The 17,698-nt window shown below is 64.0% G+C and carries 17 protein-coding genes; 9 read left to right on the forward strand and 8 right to left on the reverse strand.

Annotated elements, in window-relative coordinates; all coding sequences use genetic code 11:
• Window positions 1–858 (reverse strand): DUF262 domain-containing protein (locus ACQUQO_RS08855; RefSeq protein WP_435077620.1); only part of this gene is annotated, 858 nt, incomplete at its 3' end.
• 122 nt (window positions 859–980) lie between these two features.
• On the opposite strand from ACQUQO_RS08855, the gene ACQUQO_RS08860 reads away from it, so the two are divergent.
• Window positions 981–3,014, forward strand: a complete 2,034-nt coding sequence (locus ACQUQO_RS08860) for a DUF460 domain-containing protein (protein ID WP_435077621.1) — start codon at window positions 981–983, stop codon at window positions 3,012–3,014.
• Window positions 3,015–3,052: 38 nt separating this feature from the next.
• Here ACQUQO_RS08860 and ACQUQO_RS08865 read toward each other — a convergent pair whose 3' ends face one another.
• Complete coding sequence (locus ACQUQO_RS08865) at window positions 3,053–3,241, reverse strand: DUF7470 family protein (protein WP_435077622.1); 189 nt, start codon at window positions 3,239–3,241, stop codon at window positions 3,053–3,055.
• A gap of 77 nt (window positions 3,242–3,318) precedes the next feature.
• Window positions 3,319–4,386 (reverse strand): zinc-dependent alcohol dehydrogenase family protein, encoded by a 1,068-nt coding sequence (locus tag ACQUQO_RS08870; protein WP_435077623.1) that lies wholly within the window; start codon window positions 4,384–4,386, stop codon window positions 3,319–3,321.
• Between the two features lie 193 nt (window positions 4,387–4,579).
• Between ACQUQO_RS08870 and ACQUQO_RS08875 the strand changes: the two genes are divergently transcribed.
• The 7 genes from ACQUQO_RS08875 (at window position 4,580) to ACQUQO_RS08905 (ending at window position 9,461) form a co-directional block, all read left to right on the forward strand.
• Window positions 4,580–5,116 (forward strand): hypothetical protein, encoded by a 537-nt coding sequence (locus ACQUQO_RS08875; protein ID WP_435077624.1) that lies wholly within the window; start codon window positions 4,580–4,582, stop codon window positions 5,114–5,116.
• 41 nt (window positions 5,117–5,157) lie between these two features.
• Window positions 5,158–5,445 (forward strand): translation initiation factor eIF-1A, encoded by a 288-nt coding sequence (gene eif1A / locus ACQUQO_RS08880; protein WP_435077625.1) that lies wholly within the window; start codon window positions 5,158–5,160, stop codon window positions 5,443–5,445.
• Window positions 5,446–5,547: 102 nt separating this feature from the next.
• Window positions 5,548–6,399, forward strand: coding sequence for a serine/threonine-protein kinase Rio1 (gene rio1, locus ACQUQO_RS08885; RefSeq protein ID WP_435077626.1), 852 nt, complete (start codon window positions 5,548–5,550; stop codon window positions 6,397–6,399).
• 25 nt (window positions 6,400–6,424) lie between these two features.
• Window positions 6,425–6,916, forward strand: coding sequence for a GNAT family N-acetyltransferase (locus ACQUQO_RS08890; RefSeq protein ID WP_435077627.1), 492 nt, complete (start codon window positions 6,425–6,427; stop codon window positions 6,914–6,916).
• Between the two features lie 62 nt (window positions 6,917–6,978).
• Window positions 6,979–7,527 carry a KH domain-containing protein gene (locus ACQUQO_RS08895; protein WP_435077628.1) on the forward strand — a complete coding sequence of 183 codons (549 nt, stop codon included), beginning with the start codon at window positions 6,979–6,981 and terminating at the stop codon, window positions 7,525–7,527.
• A 48-nt stretch (window positions 7,528–7,575) separates the two neighbouring features.
• The gene (locus ACQUQO_RS08900; protein ID WP_435077629.1) at window positions 7,576–8,583 is read left to right on the forward strand and encodes an ATP-binding cassette domain-containing protein; all 1,008 of its coding nucleotides are present in this window, start codon (window positions 7,576–7,578) and stop codon (window positions 8,581–8,583) included.
• The gene (locus ACQUQO_RS08905) at window positions 8,580–9,461 is read left to right on the forward strand and encodes an ABC transporter permease (RefSeq protein ID WP_435077630.1); all 882 of its coding nucleotides are present in this window, start codon (window positions 8,580–8,582) and stop codon (window positions 9,459–9,461) included. The genes ACQUQO_RS08900 and ACQUQO_RS08905 overlap by 4 nt, the downstream gene beginning before the upstream one ends.
• Here the strand turns inward: ACQUQO_RS08905 and ACQUQO_RS08910 are convergent, their stop codons facing one another.
• Window positions 9,462–10,280 (reverse strand): MBL fold metallo-hydrolase, encoded by an 819-nt coding sequence (locus ACQUQO_RS08910; protein ID WP_435077631.1) that lies wholly within the window; start codon window positions 10,278–10,280, stop codon window positions 9,462–9,464.
• Between the two features lie 5 nt (window positions 10,281–10,285).
• On the reverse strand, window positions 10,286–11,629 hold the full coding sequence (locus tag ACQUQO_RS08915; RefSeq protein WP_435077632.1) for an ATP-binding protein: 1,344 nt from the start codon (window positions 11,627–11,629) through the stop codon (window positions 10,286–10,288).
• A gap of 117 nt (window positions 11,630–11,746) precedes the next feature.
• Between ACQUQO_RS08915 and ACQUQO_RS08920 the strand changes: the two genes are divergently transcribed.
• Window positions 11,747–12,886, forward strand: coding sequence for a thiolase family protein (locus ACQUQO_RS08920; RefSeq protein ID WP_435077633.1), 1,140 nt, complete (start codon window positions 11,747–11,749; stop codon window positions 12,884–12,886).
• 26 nt (window positions 12,887–12,912) lie between these two features.
• Here the strand turns inward: ACQUQO_RS08920 and ACQUQO_RS08925 are convergent, their stop codons facing one another.
• The 3 genes from ACQUQO_RS08925 to ACQUQO_RS08935 form a co-directional block, all read right to left on the reverse strand.
• Window positions 12,913–13,341 (reverse strand): universal stress protein, encoded by a 429-nt coding sequence (locus ACQUQO_RS08925; RefSeq protein WP_435077634.1) that lies wholly within the window; start codon window positions 13,339–13,341, stop codon window positions 12,913–12,915.
• Between the two features lie 376 nt (window positions 13,342–13,717).
• A complete protein-coding gene (locus ACQUQO_RS08930; protein WP_435077635.1) occupies window positions 13,718–15,595 on the reverse strand; it encodes a cation:proton antiporter domain-containing protein in 1,878 nt (625 codons plus the stop codon).
• 80 nt (window positions 15,596–15,675) lie between these two features.
• On the reverse strand, window positions 15,676–17,607 hold the full coding sequence (locus ACQUQO_RS08935) for an AMP-dependent synthetase/ligase (RefSeq protein WP_435077636.1): 1,932 nt from the start codon (window positions 17,605–17,607) through the stop codon (window positions 15,676–15,678).
• Window positions 17,608–17,698: the final 91 nt, after the last annotated feature.

Consider the following 17,698-nt stretch of genomic DNA (forward strand, 5'->3'; position numbering starts at 1 on the left):
CCGTCTCGGTCTCCAATGCTTTGAAAACCTGTTCGACCGTCGCATTATCCGGTAGGACGGACTTGCTGGACACATCAAATCCGTCCTACCGTATTCCTTGTGAAGACTTCTGCACCACCGCCCTTCGGTGAAAAAGTGGAGCTTCTGGTCTTTGTGGACAGCACGGTGAAGGTCTTCGAGATTGCGTTCGACATTTAGAATTCGTGTGTCTGGATTGTCTACATCATCTGCGTCCGACATCAATCCTCGTACCTCATCTTTGATTTTCTGGCGTTCAGAGTAGAGATCATCGTTGCTGCGGATACTCATAATACGCTGTACAGGATACCAGTACGTATCTACGGTCCTTGATTGCTCGGGCCGAAATGAGAAGTCATATTTGTTGCCGAGTTCGGAGTCAGCAGATCGGGGATCTGAAAGGATATTCAAATACAGGCGTTTCTGGTCCCACGAACTCGCTTTGTTGCTTGGATGATTATGTTTCCGCTCGTAGAATGAACCTTGGAGTCCAATATTGAGCGCCGTCAATCGCTGTTGCCCATCCAAAACCAATTTGATAGGAGAAGGGAGAGGATTCTCAGAATCGTATGGCGGGTTTCGATACGTCGGTGTTGTTAGTGACTGAGGGAAGTTAGCCTCACTGATATAGTGGGTCACGAACTGATACATTGGTTGCACAGCAGCATCATCCGCAGAAAGGTTCCATTGTAGAAGTGCGCCGATTGGATAGTTTCGAAGCAGAGAATCAAATAGATCGATAATATCATTGGTATCCCAAACAAATTCTCGCTGAATCGATGGCAATAGGTACGAATCATTCATATTATCCATGACTTCAAAGATACGCTTGGTCTCCATATCAGGCGAAGGAATAGCGCAATCATATATCTGTGGCTCGTCTCAGCAAACTCTCTTCGAATGTAAGACAATCATCATGTTTTCCGCCGTGGATTTATGCCGACAGCCTCCCTACCGCTGGCGTGAGCAGTCGCATCAGCGCGCTCGATGCGGTGGTGTTCGGCGTCGACGTCCAGAGCGGGGACGTCCGTGGCGATGCGCCCTCCTACGCCGTCGTGGCGTTCGACGGCGAGCAGTTCGACCGCGACGTGGTCTCGCACCGCAAACTCCGGCGGCTCATCGACCGCGAGGAGCCAGCCATCGTCGCCACCGACAACGTCTACGAACTCGCCGCCGACAAGGACGCGCTCGTCCGTCTTCTGGGGAGCCTGCCCGACGAGACCAAACTGGTGCAGGTCACCGGCGACCAGCAGCCCGAACCCCTCTCGCGGGTGGCCTCCCGTCATGGCGTTCCCTACGGCAAAAAGCCGATGAAGGAGGCCGAGGCCGCCGCCCGTCTCGCCGCCGCGAACGTGGGCTGCGAAGTTTCGGCGTTCACCGACACCACCGAGGTGAAGGTCGCCCGCGGGCGGTCGACGGGCAAAGGTGGCTGGTCCGAGGACAGGTATACTCGCCGGATTCACGGCTCGGTGAAGCGCCGCGCCCGCGAGGTCGAATCCGCGCTCGACGACGCTGGACTCGACTACGAAATGGACGAGACCGAGAAGTACGGCGGCTACGCGAACGCCGTCTTCACCGTCGAGGCGCGTCCATCCGCCCTTCCGGTGTCGGCGAACCGCTCGGGCGACACCAGAGTCGAAATCGAGCGCGTCAGGCGCGACGGCATCGAGTTCCGCCCGCTCGCGAAACGCCGCGACCATGTGCTCGTCGGCATCGACCCCGGGACGACGACTGCCGTCGCCATCGTCGGCCTCGACGGGCAGGTGCTCGACGTACTGAGCACCAGAACCGCCGATACTGCCGATATCATCGAATGGATAATCGAGCGCGGTCGGCCCGTGGTGGTCGCCGCCGACGTCGAGCCGGTGCCCTCCACAGTCGAAAAGATGCGTCGGAGTTTCTCGGCGGCGGGCTGGGTACCGGAGCGCGACCTGCCCGTCGACGAGAAACAACACCGCACCCGTGAGGAAGGCTACGACAACGACCACGAGCGCGACGCGCTGGCGGCCGCCCTCCACGCTTTCGACGACTACGCCGACACCGTCGAGCGCATCGGGGAGAAGGTGCCGCCACGCATCGAGACCGGTGCCGTCATCGCCCGCGTGGTCGCCGGCGAGGAATCGGTCGAGGCGGTCCTCGACGATCTCGCGGACGACGACGGCAGCGACGAGAGCGAGGAGACCCACGAACCGCGCGAACTCACCGCCGAGGAAAAGCGCATCAAACACCTCGAATCGCGCGTCGAACGCCTCGATGCACACGTCGAGGACCTCGAAGCGACCATCGAGGAAAAGGACGAAACGATTGCCGAGTACGAACGCGAGCTATCCGATGCCAAACGCAAGGAGCGACGCGAGGCCAGAGAACGTCGGGAGGTCAATCGGTTAGAGCGCGAAAACGAACAGCTGGAACGAAAGCTCGACGCCCAGCACGAGGAAACCGAACAGGTCGAGGCGAAACTCAGTCGGTTGAAGGAACTCTGGCGGCTCGACCACTCGAACTTCGCCGACGTCGCCGAGAAGAGACAGGGTCTCGTGCCCGTCAAACCAGTGGCAAAGTTCACCACGAGCGCGCTCCGGGCGGCCGACGAGCGCTGGGAACTCGCGCCCGGCGACGTCGTCTATCTGCGCGATGCGAGCGGGGCGGGGCGCTCGACCGCCGAAACCCTCGCCGAGCGCGAGCCGCGTCTCGTGCTCAAGGCGGGCGGTCTCTCGGAGGTCGCCCGCGAGATACTGTTCGAGCACGAAATCCCGACCGCCCCGGCCGAGGACGTGACCATCGAGGAACTCGACGACCTCGCGGTCGCGCGCGAAAACGAGGTCGAGACGGCCATCGAGGGCTGGCGCGAGCGTGCCGAACAGCGCCGGAAATCCCAAACTGGGGAGATGGTCGATAAACTCATCAGCGAACACCGGGCGGACAGCGAGGTGCGGAGCACCTCGGGTAGTTCGAGCGGGCGGCGAGGCGGTTCCACCGCCTCGGACGAGACGGCGTAGCCGTCTCGCGTCCCGCGAGAAGACCGCGGCGAGAGCGACTAGAGCATCCCGTCCATCCCGAACGCCGAGAGCACTCCCGAGAGCAGGCCGCGCACCACGAGCGCGAGACCGACGAGCACGAGCGCCAGCCCGCCGGCGACGACCGGCGCGACGTACGCGATGACGGCCAACCCCCCGAGACAGCAGAGGACACCGACGATACCGGCGAGTCCGAGTGTGTCGAGCATACTCGTCCATCCCTCGTCGGCGGTTTAAAAACGATGACTTGCGGCGGATGGTTGGCCGACTCCTCCCGAAGCCCGGTTCAAAACTCGTTACAAACGGGGATTCCGACGTTGTCGTAGTCGCCGAAGGCAGCGACTTTGTCGGGGACGTCTTCGAGTGAGATGGTTTCGGTGACGATCTGTCCGGGGTCGAGCTTTCCACGGTCCATCATCCGGAACATCTCGTCGTACTCGTGGGGCGGCATGCCGTACGAGCCGTAGAACTCGCGCTCGTCCTGCACCATCGTGTCCACGGGAAGCGAGACTTCACCACCTTCCTCCGAGGTCGTCAGCCCGATCTGGAGGTGTTGGCCGCCCGCCATCAGGCTGTTGACCGAGTTTCGACAGGTCTCGGCGATACCCAAGGCATCGACGCTCACCCCGACGCCGCGACTCGATTCGGTAAACCCCTTGACCTGTTGGGGGACGTCCTTGACCTCGTCGGCTCTCACCGTTTCGTCCGCGCCGAGGTCTTCGGCCTTGTCGAGCGCTGCCTGATTGAGGTCGACACCGATGACGTTCGCGCCGAGCGCGTCGGCGACGTGGATTGCGGAGAGACCGACGCCGCCACAGCCGTGCACTGCGACCCAGTCGCCGGGGTCGATATCGACCTGATGGGCCACCCCGTGGAACGCGGTGGCGAACCGACAGCCGAGTCCGGCGACATCGACCGAATCGACGCCATCGGGAAGTTTGATGGCGTTCTGGTCGGCGACACGAACGGGGTACTCCTCGGCGTAGGCCCCCTGCTGGAAGTCGAGAAAGCCCATCGGCACCGAGCGCTCGCAGATGTTCGCCCGCCCGGCTCGACAATGGATGCAGGTGCCGTCGCTCATGTTGAACGGGTTCGTCACCCGGTCACCCTCCCGAATCCGTTCGACGTCCTCGCCGACCTCGACCACTGTGCCGGCGGGTTCGTGGCCGAAGACCAGCCCGGGCCGCATCATCAGCCCGATCCAATCCCAGTCGCCCTTCCAGGCGTGCCAGTCCGACCGACAGACCCCGCAGGCCTCGGTCTCGACGACGATACCGTCCGCATCGGGTTCGGGACGGTCGATGTCCTCTATTGCCATCGGCTCTTCCGGTCCCTGAAAGACTACGGCGCGCATCGTCGTCCCATCCCGTGGCAGCCCCTTAAATCATTGGTACAGCATATCATAGCCCGGTTTGGGCCGGTTTCGCGGTTATCCCGCTCTGTGATTCGGCGCGATGGATTCGGCGACGAGTCGAAAACGGGGCGGCATAAAAACGACCCGTCACCCGCGGAGGAACGCTTTTCCTCGACGCCAGCGAGGACATATCATGGCGACCGATACCGGTTCGCAAGCGCGCATGAGCGGCGACGGGATACTGGCGGTGATTGCGGGGAGTTTCGTCGGCGCGATCCTCGTCGGTATCGTCCTGCAGGCGGGTCTCGGTCGTGGTGGTGTCCTCCAGTTCGGCGCGCTCGTCGCCCGGCCCGAGTACAACGTCAGCTGGGCGGTGCTGTTCGTCCTGAGCACGCTGTTCACTCTCTTGTTCGTCCGCTTCGTCTCCCGTTCCATCAACTCCTTCGTCAATCGCGTCATCTCCCTCTCACAGCGCAACGAGGTGCTCAAGGAGATTCTCGTCCCGCTGCTCCAGCGCTCGGCGCTCACCGTGACGACGAACGCGCTCGGAATCATCTATGGAATCGCCATCTGGCTCGTCGTCTACGTACTGTTCATTCCGCTCTGGCTCGCGTTCGTCATCGGCGTCGAGGCGGTGGCGATTCCGAACCTCCAACCCGTGGGCTTTCTCGCGTGGGTACTCTATGGCGCACTCGTCGGCCTGCTCTACGGACTCATCATGGAGTCGTGACCCGCTGGAAGACTTAAACCGCTCGCTGTCGAAGAGGTGCCATGAGCGACGGTGAGAGTCAAAAGGGCCTCCGAATGCCCGACGAGGGCGAGCTGTTCGCCGTCGTCACGGGCATGCTCGGGGCCAACAGGGTGCAGGTACGGTGTATGGACGGCACCGACCGCACCGCCCGGATTCCGGGGCGGATGCAAAAGCGCGTCTGGATTCGTGAGGGCGATGTCGTGCTCGTCGACCCGTGGGACTGGCAGGACGAGAAGGCCGACGTCGAGTGGCGCTACGACAAGGGGGACGCCGACCGACTGCGCGAGGAGGGGCATATCACCGACTAGCGTGGAACGCTTTCATCCGTCCAGTGCGCTCTGCGCACTCTCGTGTACGGTTTGCTGGAATCGTGCCGTGACTACTTCGTGTAGAGCGGGGGCCGATATCGCGTGACCGACGAGTACGGTCTGCTCGACGAGGAAGCAACTGATGCACCGGGCGACGAGTGGGAGGCGCTCGACGTTTCGGATACCGAGGTCGACCGCACCGCCCGCACACAGGACCGGGAGTTTGCGAAGTTCAGAGAACGCATCAAGGACGCCGACCAGTTCAAGGTCGAAGGTGGTGTCTTCGACGAGGCGACCCTCGGCGCGCTCTACACGCTCGTCCAGCACGACCACATCGACGCGCTCGGCGGGCCGATATCGACTGGAAAGGAAGCCCACGTCTTCCTCGCAAGCGCTGGCGAGCGCGACGTCGCAGTGAAGATCTACCGCATCAACGCGAGCGATTTCACTCAGATGCGTCAGTATCTGGAGGGCGACCCGCGCTTCGATGACATCGGCAACAAGAAAAAGAAGGTCGTGCTCGCGTGGACGAAAAAGGAGTTCGCCAACCTCAAGCGGGCGAAGCGGGCAGGGCTGCGAGTCCCGGAACCGCTCGCCGTCGAGCGCAACGCCCTCGTGATGGAGTTTCTGGGAACCGATGGCGAGCGCGCCAAACGTCTCGGCGAGGTCCACCTCGAAAACCCCGAAACGGCCTACGAGGTCGTTCGCGAATACATGCGCCGGCTCCATCGCGCAGGGCTGGTCCACGGCGACCTCTCGGAGTACAACGTTCTCGTCCACGACTCACAGCTGTGGGTCATCGACCTCGGACAGGCGGTGACGGTCCATCACCCCAACAGTCGTGAGTTCCTCGAACGCGACTGCGAGAACGTGGCGAACTTCTTCACCCGGCAGGGTCTCGATGTCGACGGCGAGCGGCTGCTCGCCGAGGTGACGGCCGCGCGCGAAGACTGATTACCACGGACAGCGTTCACACGGTATGGAAACCACAGTGAGGGAGGCGACCGTCGAGGACATCCCGGGGATTCAGCGCGTCGCGCGCAGCGGCTGGACCGAAACGTACAGTGAGTTCCTGACCGAGACGGCCATCGAGACCATCCTGGAGGACTGGTACGCGGCCGAGACGCTCGAAAAGCCGATCACCGCACCCGAGAACGTCTATCTCGTCGCCGAAACCGACGGGATAGCGGGCTACGCGAGCGCCGCGCCGACCGCCAACGAGGAGGCACAGTTGTATGCCATCTACGTCGACCCAGACCGCTGGAACGACGGGCTCGGCACCGCGTTGCTCGACGGCGTCCTCGACCGCCTTTCCGACCGCGGCATCCGGCGGCTGCGTGTCGAGGTACTCGCCGAGAACTCGACGGGTGTCTCCTTCTACGAATCGCGCGGGTTCGAGCGCACCAGCGAGCGCGAGCGGGAGGTCGGCTCGCAGACGCTCGTCGAGTACGTCTACTATCGGGAGGTCTGACTCGCTGGCGCGGACGGCGGAGGGTGCGAAGAGTTGAAATCGCCGGGTTTCGTAGGACGGACATGCGACACGTGACGATTCCGCAGGACCGCATCGGCGTCCTCATCGGCGAGGGCGGCGCGACGATGCGCGATATCGAGGACCGAGCGGGCGTTCGTCTCGACATCGACTCCGAGACCGGGTCGGTCGGCATCGAGTCGGTCGAGGACCCGGTCCAAGGGTTGAAAGGTCCCGATATCGTGCGGGCCATCGGTCGCGGGTTCGCCCCCGAGGACGCACTGACGCTGCTCGACGACGAGCTGATGCTGCTCGACCTCATCGACATCGAAGCGGCCACGCGCAACGAGACCGACCTCACCCGGAAGAAGGGCCGTCTCATCGGCAAGGACGGCCGCACGCGCGAGTTGATGGCCGAACTCTCGGGCGCGTCGGTCGTCATCTACGGCACGACCGTGGGCGCTATCGGTACCCCGGAGGAGGTCGAGGTCGTCAGAAACGCCGTCGAGATGATTCTCGACGGTGCGCCCCACGGCTCGGTCTACTCGTATCTCGAACGCAAACACAACGAACTCAAGAGTCCGGGCATGGAGTACCACCAGTACACGGGATAACGAACCCGAGCCCGGAGTCTTAAGACGGTTCGACGCTTTCGACGTGCAATGAACGCCATCGAAGCCACGGGTGTCGAACTCACGTATTCCGACGGGACCGAGGCGGTGCGTGGCATCGACCTCGCGATCCCAGAAGGCGAGTTCTTCGGCTTTCTCGGGCCGAACGGCGCGGGCAAGACGACCGCCATCAAGACCCTCACCACGCTGTTGCACCCGACCGCCGGGACGGTGACGGTCAACGGGTTCGACGTCATCGAGGAGGCCCAATCCGTCCGGGAGACCATCGGCTACATGGCCCAAGAGACCAGCGTCGACGAGGAACTCACCGCCCGCGAGAACATCCGCTTCGCCTGTGAGGCCTACGGCGTGCCACGAAGCGAGCGCAACGAGCGTATCGACGAACTGCTCGACCTCGTCGACCTCGCCGACGTCGCCGACAAGGAGGCGACGGAGTTCTCCGGCGGGATGAAAAAGCGCCTCGACGTGGCGACCGCGCTGGTCCACGAACCACCCTTGGTCTTTCTCGACGAACCCACGACGGGTCTGGACCCGAAGGCCCGCATCCGCCTCTGGGAGTATTTCCGTGACATCAACGAGCAAGGTACGACGGTGTTCCTCACGACCCAGTATCTGGAGGAGGCCGACGAACTCTGTGACCGGCTCTCGGTGATCCAAGATGGGAAGATCGTCGCCACGGACGCACCGGATACCCTGAAATCCGAAGTCGGCGGCGACGTGCTCGCCATCACCATCGAGGACGCGAGCGAAAAACGGCGCGCACGTGCGACGGCGGTCGCCCGCGAGTCGGGACTGTTCGCGGACGGCACGGTCGAGACCACCGACGACGGCATCAGCGTCACCTCCGAGCACGCCCGCAGCCGCGGCACCGACCTGCTGGTGGCGCTTCGCGACGACGGCTTCACCGTCACGGGTTTCGACGTGCGCTCGCCGACCCTCGACGACGTATTCCTCGCCATCACCGGTGAGCCAGCAGGCGAGGACGACGAATCCGTCGCGGCGTCCACGCAGTCGGCCGCGCCGGAGGTGACCCAATGAGCACCGTCGAGGCCGGCAATAGCAACGGCTTTCTCACTGATGTCTGGATAAACCTCAAGCGCTGGCTCATCAAGACCACCCGCAACCCGTTCGTCGTCGTCGGCTCGCTCGTCCAGCCGGTCATCTTCCTCGTCCTCTTTACCGAAATCTTCGGCGGCGCAGTCGGCGGCACGCTCAGTCAAGCGCTCGGGCCGGACATCTCGTACGTGACCTATCTCACGCCCGCCATCATCATCCAGTCGGCGCTCGTCGCCGCCGCCGGCTCCGGCATCGGACTGGTCGATGACATGGAGAACGGCATGTTCGAGAAGGTGCTCGTCTCGCCCATCAACCGCACCGCGATGTTCCTCGGCAAGGCGCTCTCGGAGATCGTCCGCATCGTCATCCAGACGGTCATCATCCTCGCGCTCGGCTACGTCCTGCTCTGGTTCGATACCGGTGGCGAGGTCGGTACCTACATCGAAACGGGACTCTCGGGCGCGCTCGGCATCGTCCTCATCGCCATCGTCTTCGCGGTCTGGTTCACCGCTTTCTCGAACATCGTCGCACTCGTCACCGAAGACCAGGAATCGACCATCATCGTCGCAAACCTCCTCGTGTTCCCACTGTTATTCGTGTCGAGTTCGTTTCTGCCCGTCTCCGTCCTGCCGCGGTGGGTGCAGGTGGTGGCGGCGTTCAATCCCGTCACCTACGGCGTCGATGCCGCCCGCGCGCTGATGCTCGGCCGCGACGTCTTGACCGTCATCGACGTGACGGCCTTCGGCGGCATCTGGAACACGCTGATTCCGTCCTTTGCCGTCCTCATCGCGCTCGACATCGCCCTCGGTGCGATTGCGGTGCGATTCCTGAATCATGCGTCGAGTTCATCGGCGCAGTAATCAGAGAACGTAGCGTTCGCCATCGACCGCGAGCGGTTCCGCGAAGGCCTCCTCGGCCGGAAAGAAATGCGAGACGTGGACCAGCCGCGTCTCGGTAGCATCGAGTTCGTCGGCCAACGAGAGCGCACCCTCGCGGGTCATGTGTTTCGTGCCGAACGTGCGTGGCACGCCCCGTGAGTCGTGGTGGTCGCCACCGAGCGGGTGCTGTTCGCAGAATTTCGCCGGGGCGATGGCGTCGGCGAGCAGGAGGTCCGGGTCGGCCAGTTTCTCGCGCGATTCGTCGGGAATCGCGTAGTTCGTGTCGCCGGTGATGGAGAGTTTCGCGTCCTCGCCCTCGATGACGACGCCATAACACACGAGCGGCGGATGCGGTACTGGAACGAGCGTCACCGAAAAGCCACATACCTCGAAGGGTTCGAGCGGCGCGCGAGGCCGCACCGAGAGCGCATCGAGGTAGTCGTACTTTCGGCTCACCGTGTCGGCGACACTCTCACCGGTTTTGGAGTCGGTCTCGCTCGCGGCGAAGACGGGCAACTCCGAGAAGAGCCGAAAGGCGTTGCCCAGCCCGTCGAGGTGGTCGAAGTGGATGTGCGTGACGAGCGCCGCGTCCGGGAGCGAAACGTCACGGCCGAGGAACTGCTGGCGGAAGTCGGGACTCACGTCGACGAGCAGCGATTTTCCACTCTTTTCGTTTCGCACGTGGACGGAAAACCGACTGCGCTCGATATCCTTCTCCCGGGCCGCCGTGCAGGTGTCACAGCCACAGCCTACCGTTGGTGTGCCGGTCGTATCGCCGGTACCCAGTAGCGTGACCTCCATCCCGCTCAGTGGTCGTGTGCGTGGTCGCCGTGGTCGTGGCTTTCCGAACTTCCACCATCGGCGCTGATGTCGCCGCCCGCCACGAGGGCGTCGTGGTCGCCCTCGATCATGTCGAGGTCCTTCAAACTATCGCGCTCCTCGAAGTCACGGACCGCGGCTTCGAGGTCTGCCTGTGTCAGGGTGGTGCGCTCCTCGGTCAGCGCGTCGAGGACGGCCTCGCGGAGCACCAGCCGGAGGTCGCTGCCGGTGAGTCCTTCGGTGTCGGCGGCCAGCGCCTCGGGGTCGAAGTTCTCGATGTCCATGTTCCGGGTGACGATGCGGAGGATGTCAGCCCGCATCAGCGAGTCGGGTTTCGGGAAGTTGACGATCTCGTCGAACCTGCGCCATGCGGCCGCATCGAGCTGGTCGGGGTGGTTGGTCGCACCGATGAGGAGCACCTCATCGTCGATGAGGCTCACCTCGTCGATGGACTTCAACAGGGTGTTCACCGCCCGCTTCAGGGCGACGTGCTCGTCCGAATTACGGGTCTTGGCGACGAAGTCGAACTCGTCGATGAACAGGATACATGGTGAGAGCCGCTTTGCCACCTCGAAGGTCTTCTCGACGTTTTTCGCTGTCTCGCCGAGATACTGACTCGTGACCATCGAGAGTTTGACCTCCACGAACGGCAGGTCGAGTTCGTGGGCGAGTGCTCTGGCCGTGGTCGTTTTCCCTGTTCCGGGCGGACCGACGTAGAGGAGTTTGCCGATCTCGCGCAGACCGATGGTGGCGAGGTACTCCCGATGCTCGATGGCCTTCATTATCTTCACGATCTCGTTTTCCTGGTCCGCAGTCAGGACGAGGTCGTCGAGGGTCATCTCGACCTCCTCGGGCGCGCGCACGTCCACGAGGTCCAGCATCTCCTCGTCCTCCTCGCCGTCGAAGTATTCGTCGAGCAGGCTATCGATCCACACTCGGTCGGCCCGCACGGGCCTGTTTGCCTCGCGGGCGCGCTCGTAGTCGGCGTCGTCGAGGGCGGCCGCGAGCGTCGGGTTCTCGCCGATTCGCTCGGCGTCGGCACGCTCTTCGAACCATTCTTTCGCCATTTCGGGTTCGGTGAGCGACAGCGACCCCGCGAAGTCGTCGTGGTCGGTGAACATCAACCCCGAGACGGCGCTCCAGGGGTCGGCCACGCCGGTGGCCTCCTGTGCTGTGGTCTCGGTGGCGGCAAGCGGTCGTTCGATACCCTCCTCGGACCAGAACGCGCGGCGGTAGCGTGGCGGCAGGTCGTCGGCGTCGCGCTCACGGTCATCGTTGTAGACGTGTGTCGTGAGCAGGAATTCGACGACGTCCAGTTCCGGACTGCTCATTCCCGCCTGTGTAGGCCGTCCGGACGAATAAGACCGTCGAACTCGCCCGGATGGAAACCTCGATGAAAGAACCACGGGTTTGCGTGGGTTTAACCCGATACGGGACCCACGGCGCGCATGGTCGATACGACCCCGGTCGTCGCGGCGGCGTACCGCACCCCGCAGGGCAAGGAGGACGGCGTCTTCTCGGAGGTCCGCAGCGAGGACCTCTCGATACCACTCATCAACGAAATCCTCGCCGAAACAGGTCTCGGGGGCGAGGACATCGACGACCTGATGTGGGGCTGCGCCCAGCAGCGCGGCGAGCAGGGCAACAACGTCTCGCGCGTCATCTCGCTGCTGTCGGATTTGGGCGAGACGGTGCCCGCAACCACCATCAACCGCTGGTGTGCCTCCTCGGCCCAAGCCATCATCTCGGCGTCCGATGCCGTCCGGGCTGGCCAGCGCGATGCGGTTATCGCCGGCGGTGTCGAGAACATGAGCCGGGTGAAGATGGGCCAGAACTCCCAGAACGTCCATCCCCGACTGAACGAGAATCATAATGTGGCCCAGCTCCAGATGGGGATGACCGCCGAGGAGGTCGCCGAACGCTACGACGTCAGTCGGGAAGAACAGGACGAGTACGCCGCCCGCTCGCAGCAGCGCGCGGTCGAGGCCACCGAGGAGGGACGCTTCGACGACGAGATCGTCCCCATCGACAACGGCGAGGAGACCATCGACACCGACGAGGGACTCAGACCCGGAACCACGGCCGAAAAGCTTGCCGAACTCCCCACGGTGTTCAAATCCGACGGAACCGTGACGCCCGGAAACGCTTCACAGGTCTCGGACGGCGCTTCCGCGACGCTCATCACGAGCCGCGGGTTCGCCGACGACCACGGTCTGGAGGTGCTCGCCGAAGTCGGAAGCAACAACGTCGCGGGCGTCGAACCCGAGGTCATGGGTATCGGTCCCGTGCCCGCTACCGAAGGGCTGCTCGAACGCACGGGTCGGGATATCGACGAGTACGGTCTGGTGGAACTCAACGAGGCATTCGCCTCTCAAACCCTCTACTGCCAGCGCGAACTCGGCATCGACGACGAGATATTCAACGTCAACGGCGGTGCAATCGCCATCGGCCACCCGCTCGGAGCCTCCGGTGCGCGCCTGCCGGTGACGCTCATCCACGAGATGCAAAAGCGAGGAGTCGAGCGCGGGCTCGCCACCGAGTGTGTCGGCTTCGGGCAGGGCGCGGCCATCGAGTTCTCGCAGCCGTAACTCGGCTGTTTCAGACTATTTTGGCGCTACTCGTGTCTGTCCGGTAGCACCACGACCGGGCGGTCGCTGTCGCTGACGAGGACGCTCGTCAGGTCGCCCGAGAGGAGCTTGACCCAGCGGCCGCCGGCGCGTGGGGTGAACGCGATGGCGCTCGCATCGACCTCGTCGGCCACCGCGAAGACCGTTTCGGGGATGTCCTCACCGTATTCGAGGCGCGTCTCGATATCGATATCGGCGGCACCGAACGCCTCGCGAGCGGCCGCGAACGTTTCTTCTGCGTCCTCGGTGTGCTCGTCTTCGTCAGTCGGTGGCGACCCCTCGATGACGTGGACGACGACAGCGCGACCGCCCGCTCGACGGAGGTGGGCCGCCGCGCCAGCACAGGTGGTTTGGGCGTCGGTGGCGCTCGCCACCGGCAACACCGCGACTTCGAAGAGGTCTCTGGCCTCGGTCACGGACGACCACCGCCAACGGTGTCTTGCGATTGTTTCACACGAAACCGAGGGCGCGGCGCGGCAAAAATGTGGGGTCGGTCGCGGAATGGGGTGAGTGCCGCGCGCCGCCCGGTGCGGTTTGTGGTTGCCGCGGTGGCGCGGCGGCAGTGGTGGTGCGGTCCTGGTGGATGAAGGGTGAGGGTCCGTAGGGCGCGAGGGCTTCGGCGGTGCTGTGCGGTTGCGGAGGTTCGCGGAAGGCACAGCGTCACACCGCGAACGACCACAGGGAGTGAGCGGGCCGAGGAACCTCCGAAGGAGGTGACGAGGCTTTTGGCCGAGCTTTTGCGAGCGAAGGAAGCGACCATCGGGAGCGACTGAGCGTAGCAAAAGCTCGTGTTTAGTCCGCGGGGTGGAACCGTTCGAGGGCGTTCTGGACGGATTCGTTCAGCCCGACGAGCGTGATGCGGTCGCCGTGCTGGAGTTCGAAGTCGCCGTCGGGCACCATGTTCTCGCCGTCGCGGCTGACGAGTGCGATGAGACAGCCCTCCGGGATGGCGCTTGCGAGGTCGGCGATGGTCTTGCCGGCGACGTCTTCGGCGGTGACCTCGAACTCCTGGACGTCGCCCGACCGGCCGAGTTCGGTCATCCAGTTCCAGAGCGCTGGCCGTTCGATGCGGTTGTCGATGGCCCACGAGGTGGCGATGGTCGAGGAGATTGTCTCGACGTCGAGTTCGGCGAAGGCGTCCTCGTTTTCGGGCTGGTTGACCCGCGCGATGACCTGCTCGGTGTCGAAACTGGTGGCCGCGAGCTGGGCCACAAGCAAATTCACGTCGTCGTCGCCGGTGGTCGCCACGACCGTCGATGCCTTTTCGGCACCGGCGGCCTGCAACACGTTGCGGTCGGTTCCGTCGCCGATGTGGACCGAAAACCCATCCTGCCGGGCGGTCTCGACGATTTCCTCGTCGTGTTCGATGATGACGACGTTCTCGCCGCGGGCGTCGAGCCGCGTGGCGAGGTCTCTCCCCACTTTGCCGCCGCCGACGATGATGGCGCGCATGGGAATCACGTCGAGGTACTCCGCAATGTATCTGGCTAACCCGCCCTCGACCAACACGGTGGCGAAGATGACCAAGAAGACGGTGCCGACGAGCGTTTCGGCGGCCGCACCCATCCCCTCGGCCTGGAGGCGCACCGCAAACAGCGTCGCCACGGAGGCCGGGATGATGCCCCGCGGGCCGATGGCGCTCATGAACAACTGCTCCTCGCGGGTGAAGCGGTCGCCGGCGGTCGAGACGAAGACGATCAGTGGCCGGAGCACGACCATCACGACGACCACGACCGCCAGTCCGCCGAGACCAATGGGGAGGTCCTCGAAGTTGAGCAGGGCGGCGAGTGCGATGAACACGAACGAGAGCACGATGAGCGTGATGTCGCCTTTGAAGTCGGTGATGTCGGCCTCGTAGGGGATGTCGAGGTTGCCGACGATGAGACCGGCGGTGGCGACCGCCGCGATGCCGGCCTCGGAGGTCCAGACGTTCGCTACTCCATACGCCACCAGTGCGCCGGCGAGCACCAGCAGACGGGCGTTACGGGGTGCGTTGCCCGGCGAGAGGTCCACATAGCGGATGAGATACCAGAGCGCGCCGGCGACCAGCGTGCCGACGACGATGCCGACGCCGAGCTTGATGGCGAAGACGACGAGGACGGCGGCGATTCCGGCCGAGGCCTCGAAGACGACCTCGAAGACGACGACCGCGAGGATGGCAGCGGTGACGTCGTTGACGATGCCCTCGGTTTCGAGCGTGGTCGCCACGCGGTCGCGCACCGGTACGACCTCTAAAATCGGTGTGATGACCGTCGGACCGGTCGCCACCAGCAGCGCGCCGACGAGGAAGGAGACGTCCCACGGGGCGGCGAGCGCGTAGTGGACGACGAGTGCTGTGCCGACCAGCGAGATGGCCGCGCCGACGGTGGCGAGCCGTATCGTCGCCGAGGAGGTCTGGCGGAGGTCCTCGATGCGGAGGTGGAAGGCCCCCTCGAAGACGATGATGGCGACCGCGAGCCCGACGATGGCCGGCAGCGCGCCCCCGAAGGTGTCGGCACTGATGACCCGCGAGGGGAGTACCAGTCCCGATAACGGCCCGAGCACCAGCCCCGTCGTCAGCAGAAAGATGATGCTCGGCACGCGAAAGCGGTCGCCGAGGATCTGTGAGACGACCCCGAGCGCCATGATGCCCGCGACGAGCGCTATCAGCCCTGCACCGCCAGATGCCACTCTCGACCCTCCATATGCGAACTGGTAAGCAACCGGACCATATAAGCGCGTTCACTTCCCGCCGATGGCGCGTGGACGTCTCAGTCGGCATACAGCGCGTCGATTGCCTCGTCGTAGTGCTCTCTGATGTTTCGGCGCTTTTTCTTCATCGTCGGCGTCAGGAGGTCGTTGTCCTCGGTGAACTCCTCGGGCACGAGCGCGAACGTTTTGATTCGCTCGTGGGACTCGAAGCTCTGGTTGACTTCCTCGACGACATCGCCGATGCGGGCCTGCGCGCGCCCGTCATGACATAATTCTTCTGTATCGTCGGGTAGGTCGATACCCTCCCCGTCGGCCCACTCGCGGACGCGCTCGACGTTCGGGACGACGAGCGCGCTCACGAACTTCTCGCCGTCACCGAGGACCATGCACTGCTCGACCAGTTGCCGCTGGGCGAAGGCGTCCTCGATGGGTCCGGGCGCGACGTTCTTGCCCGTCGAGAGCACCAGTAGTTGTTTCGAGCGCTCCCGGAAGGCGATATACCCATCGGGCCGGAGTTCGACCACGTCACCGGTTCTGAACCACCCGCCATCAAAGCTGTCCTCGGTCGCTTCGGGGTTCTCCCAGTAGCCATCGGTGACGTTCGGACCGCGCACGAGGAGTTCGCCGACCTCGCCGTCGGCGTCGAAGTCATCGGGGACGACCGTCGAATCCACTTTCACCTCCTCGTCGAAGACGGGCGGACCGATGGTGCCGATTTCGGGCGCTTCGGGTGGATTCACCGAGACGACGGGTGCGGTCTCGGTGAGTCCGTATCCCTCCAGGATGGGCAGGCCCATTCCGTCGAACAGCCGGCCCAGTTCGGGCGAGAGGCTACCGCCGCCGCTGATGAAGAACTCGATGTTGCCCCCGACACCCTCCCGGACCTGCTCGAAGACCAGCCTGTCGGCGAGTGCGCGTTTGGCCCGCAGGGAGAGACTTGGCGAATCCTGTTCTTGATACTCCTGTCCGATATCGACGGCCCACTCGAAGATGCGCTCTCTGACTGTGGATTCGGCGGCCTGCTCGCGGATGGAGTCATAGAGCTTCTCGTAGACGCGGGGCACGCTCGTGCCCGTCGAGGGATGCACGAGCGGGAAATCTTCTTGGAGCGTGTCGGGACTCTCGGCGTAGGCAACGGTCGCCCCGGCGGCGAACATCATGAAATGACCGGCGAGCCGCTCGAAGACGTGTGCCAGCGGGAGAAAGGAGAGCGTGGTGGCGTCGGGACCGATGGTCGGGAGGTCGCCCTTGTCCTCCCGTGGCCCGAACCGGCGATAGACCTGGTCGACGTTCGCCTTGAAGTTCCGATGGGTGAGTCTGACGCCCTTCGGCTGGCCGGTCGTCCCGGAGGTGTAGACGAGGCTGGCGAGGTCCTCGGGGTTGCACGCGTCGAGCCAGCCTTCGTATTCGTCCTGGTCGAACGCGCCGACGCCGCGCTCGTGGACCTGTGCGAGCGTGAGCACGTCCTCGCGGTCACCGTATCCCTCGATGTCGTCCATCGAGACGATGAAGTCGAGGTCGAGTTCCTCCTCGACATCGAGCACTTCTTCGAGCAACTCCTGGTTTTCCACAACGACGCCCGTCGCGCCGGGGTCATCCAGGAGATACTCGACTTGGTCGGGCGAGGAACTCGTGTACACCGTGGTGGTGACCCCACCGGCGGCGAGCACGGCGAAGTCGGTCTGTGCCCACTCCATGCGCGTGTTCGCAAAGAGGCCGATTCGGTCGCCCGCCCCGACGCCGAGGGAGCGAAAGCCCGCCGCGAGCCGCTTGACCACTCGGTGCATCTGGCGGTAGGTCAGACTCGCAAAGTCGCCGTCGGGTGCGTGCGGAACGACGGGGCCGGCCAGCGAGCGGTCGTAGACGCCGCCTTTGTACTGCTGGGCGATTTGCTCGTCGTGGCGTGTGGCGCTCTGTGCGAACATCCGTGACAGCGTTCGCTCGCCGAGCACCTCGCTCTCGAAGTTCGCCTCCGCCTCCTGCCAGTCCATGCCCCATCACCGGCTGGCTCGGTAATAAACATCGGCCATCCGGTTTCGAAGTTGTCTGACCTTTTCGGCGAACACACCCAACGCTCAAGAC

This window comes from Halococcus sp. AFM35 (assembly GCF_051195015.1).
Taxonomy (GTDB): Archaea; Halobacteriota; Halobacteria; order Halobacteriales; family Halococcaceae; genus Halococcus.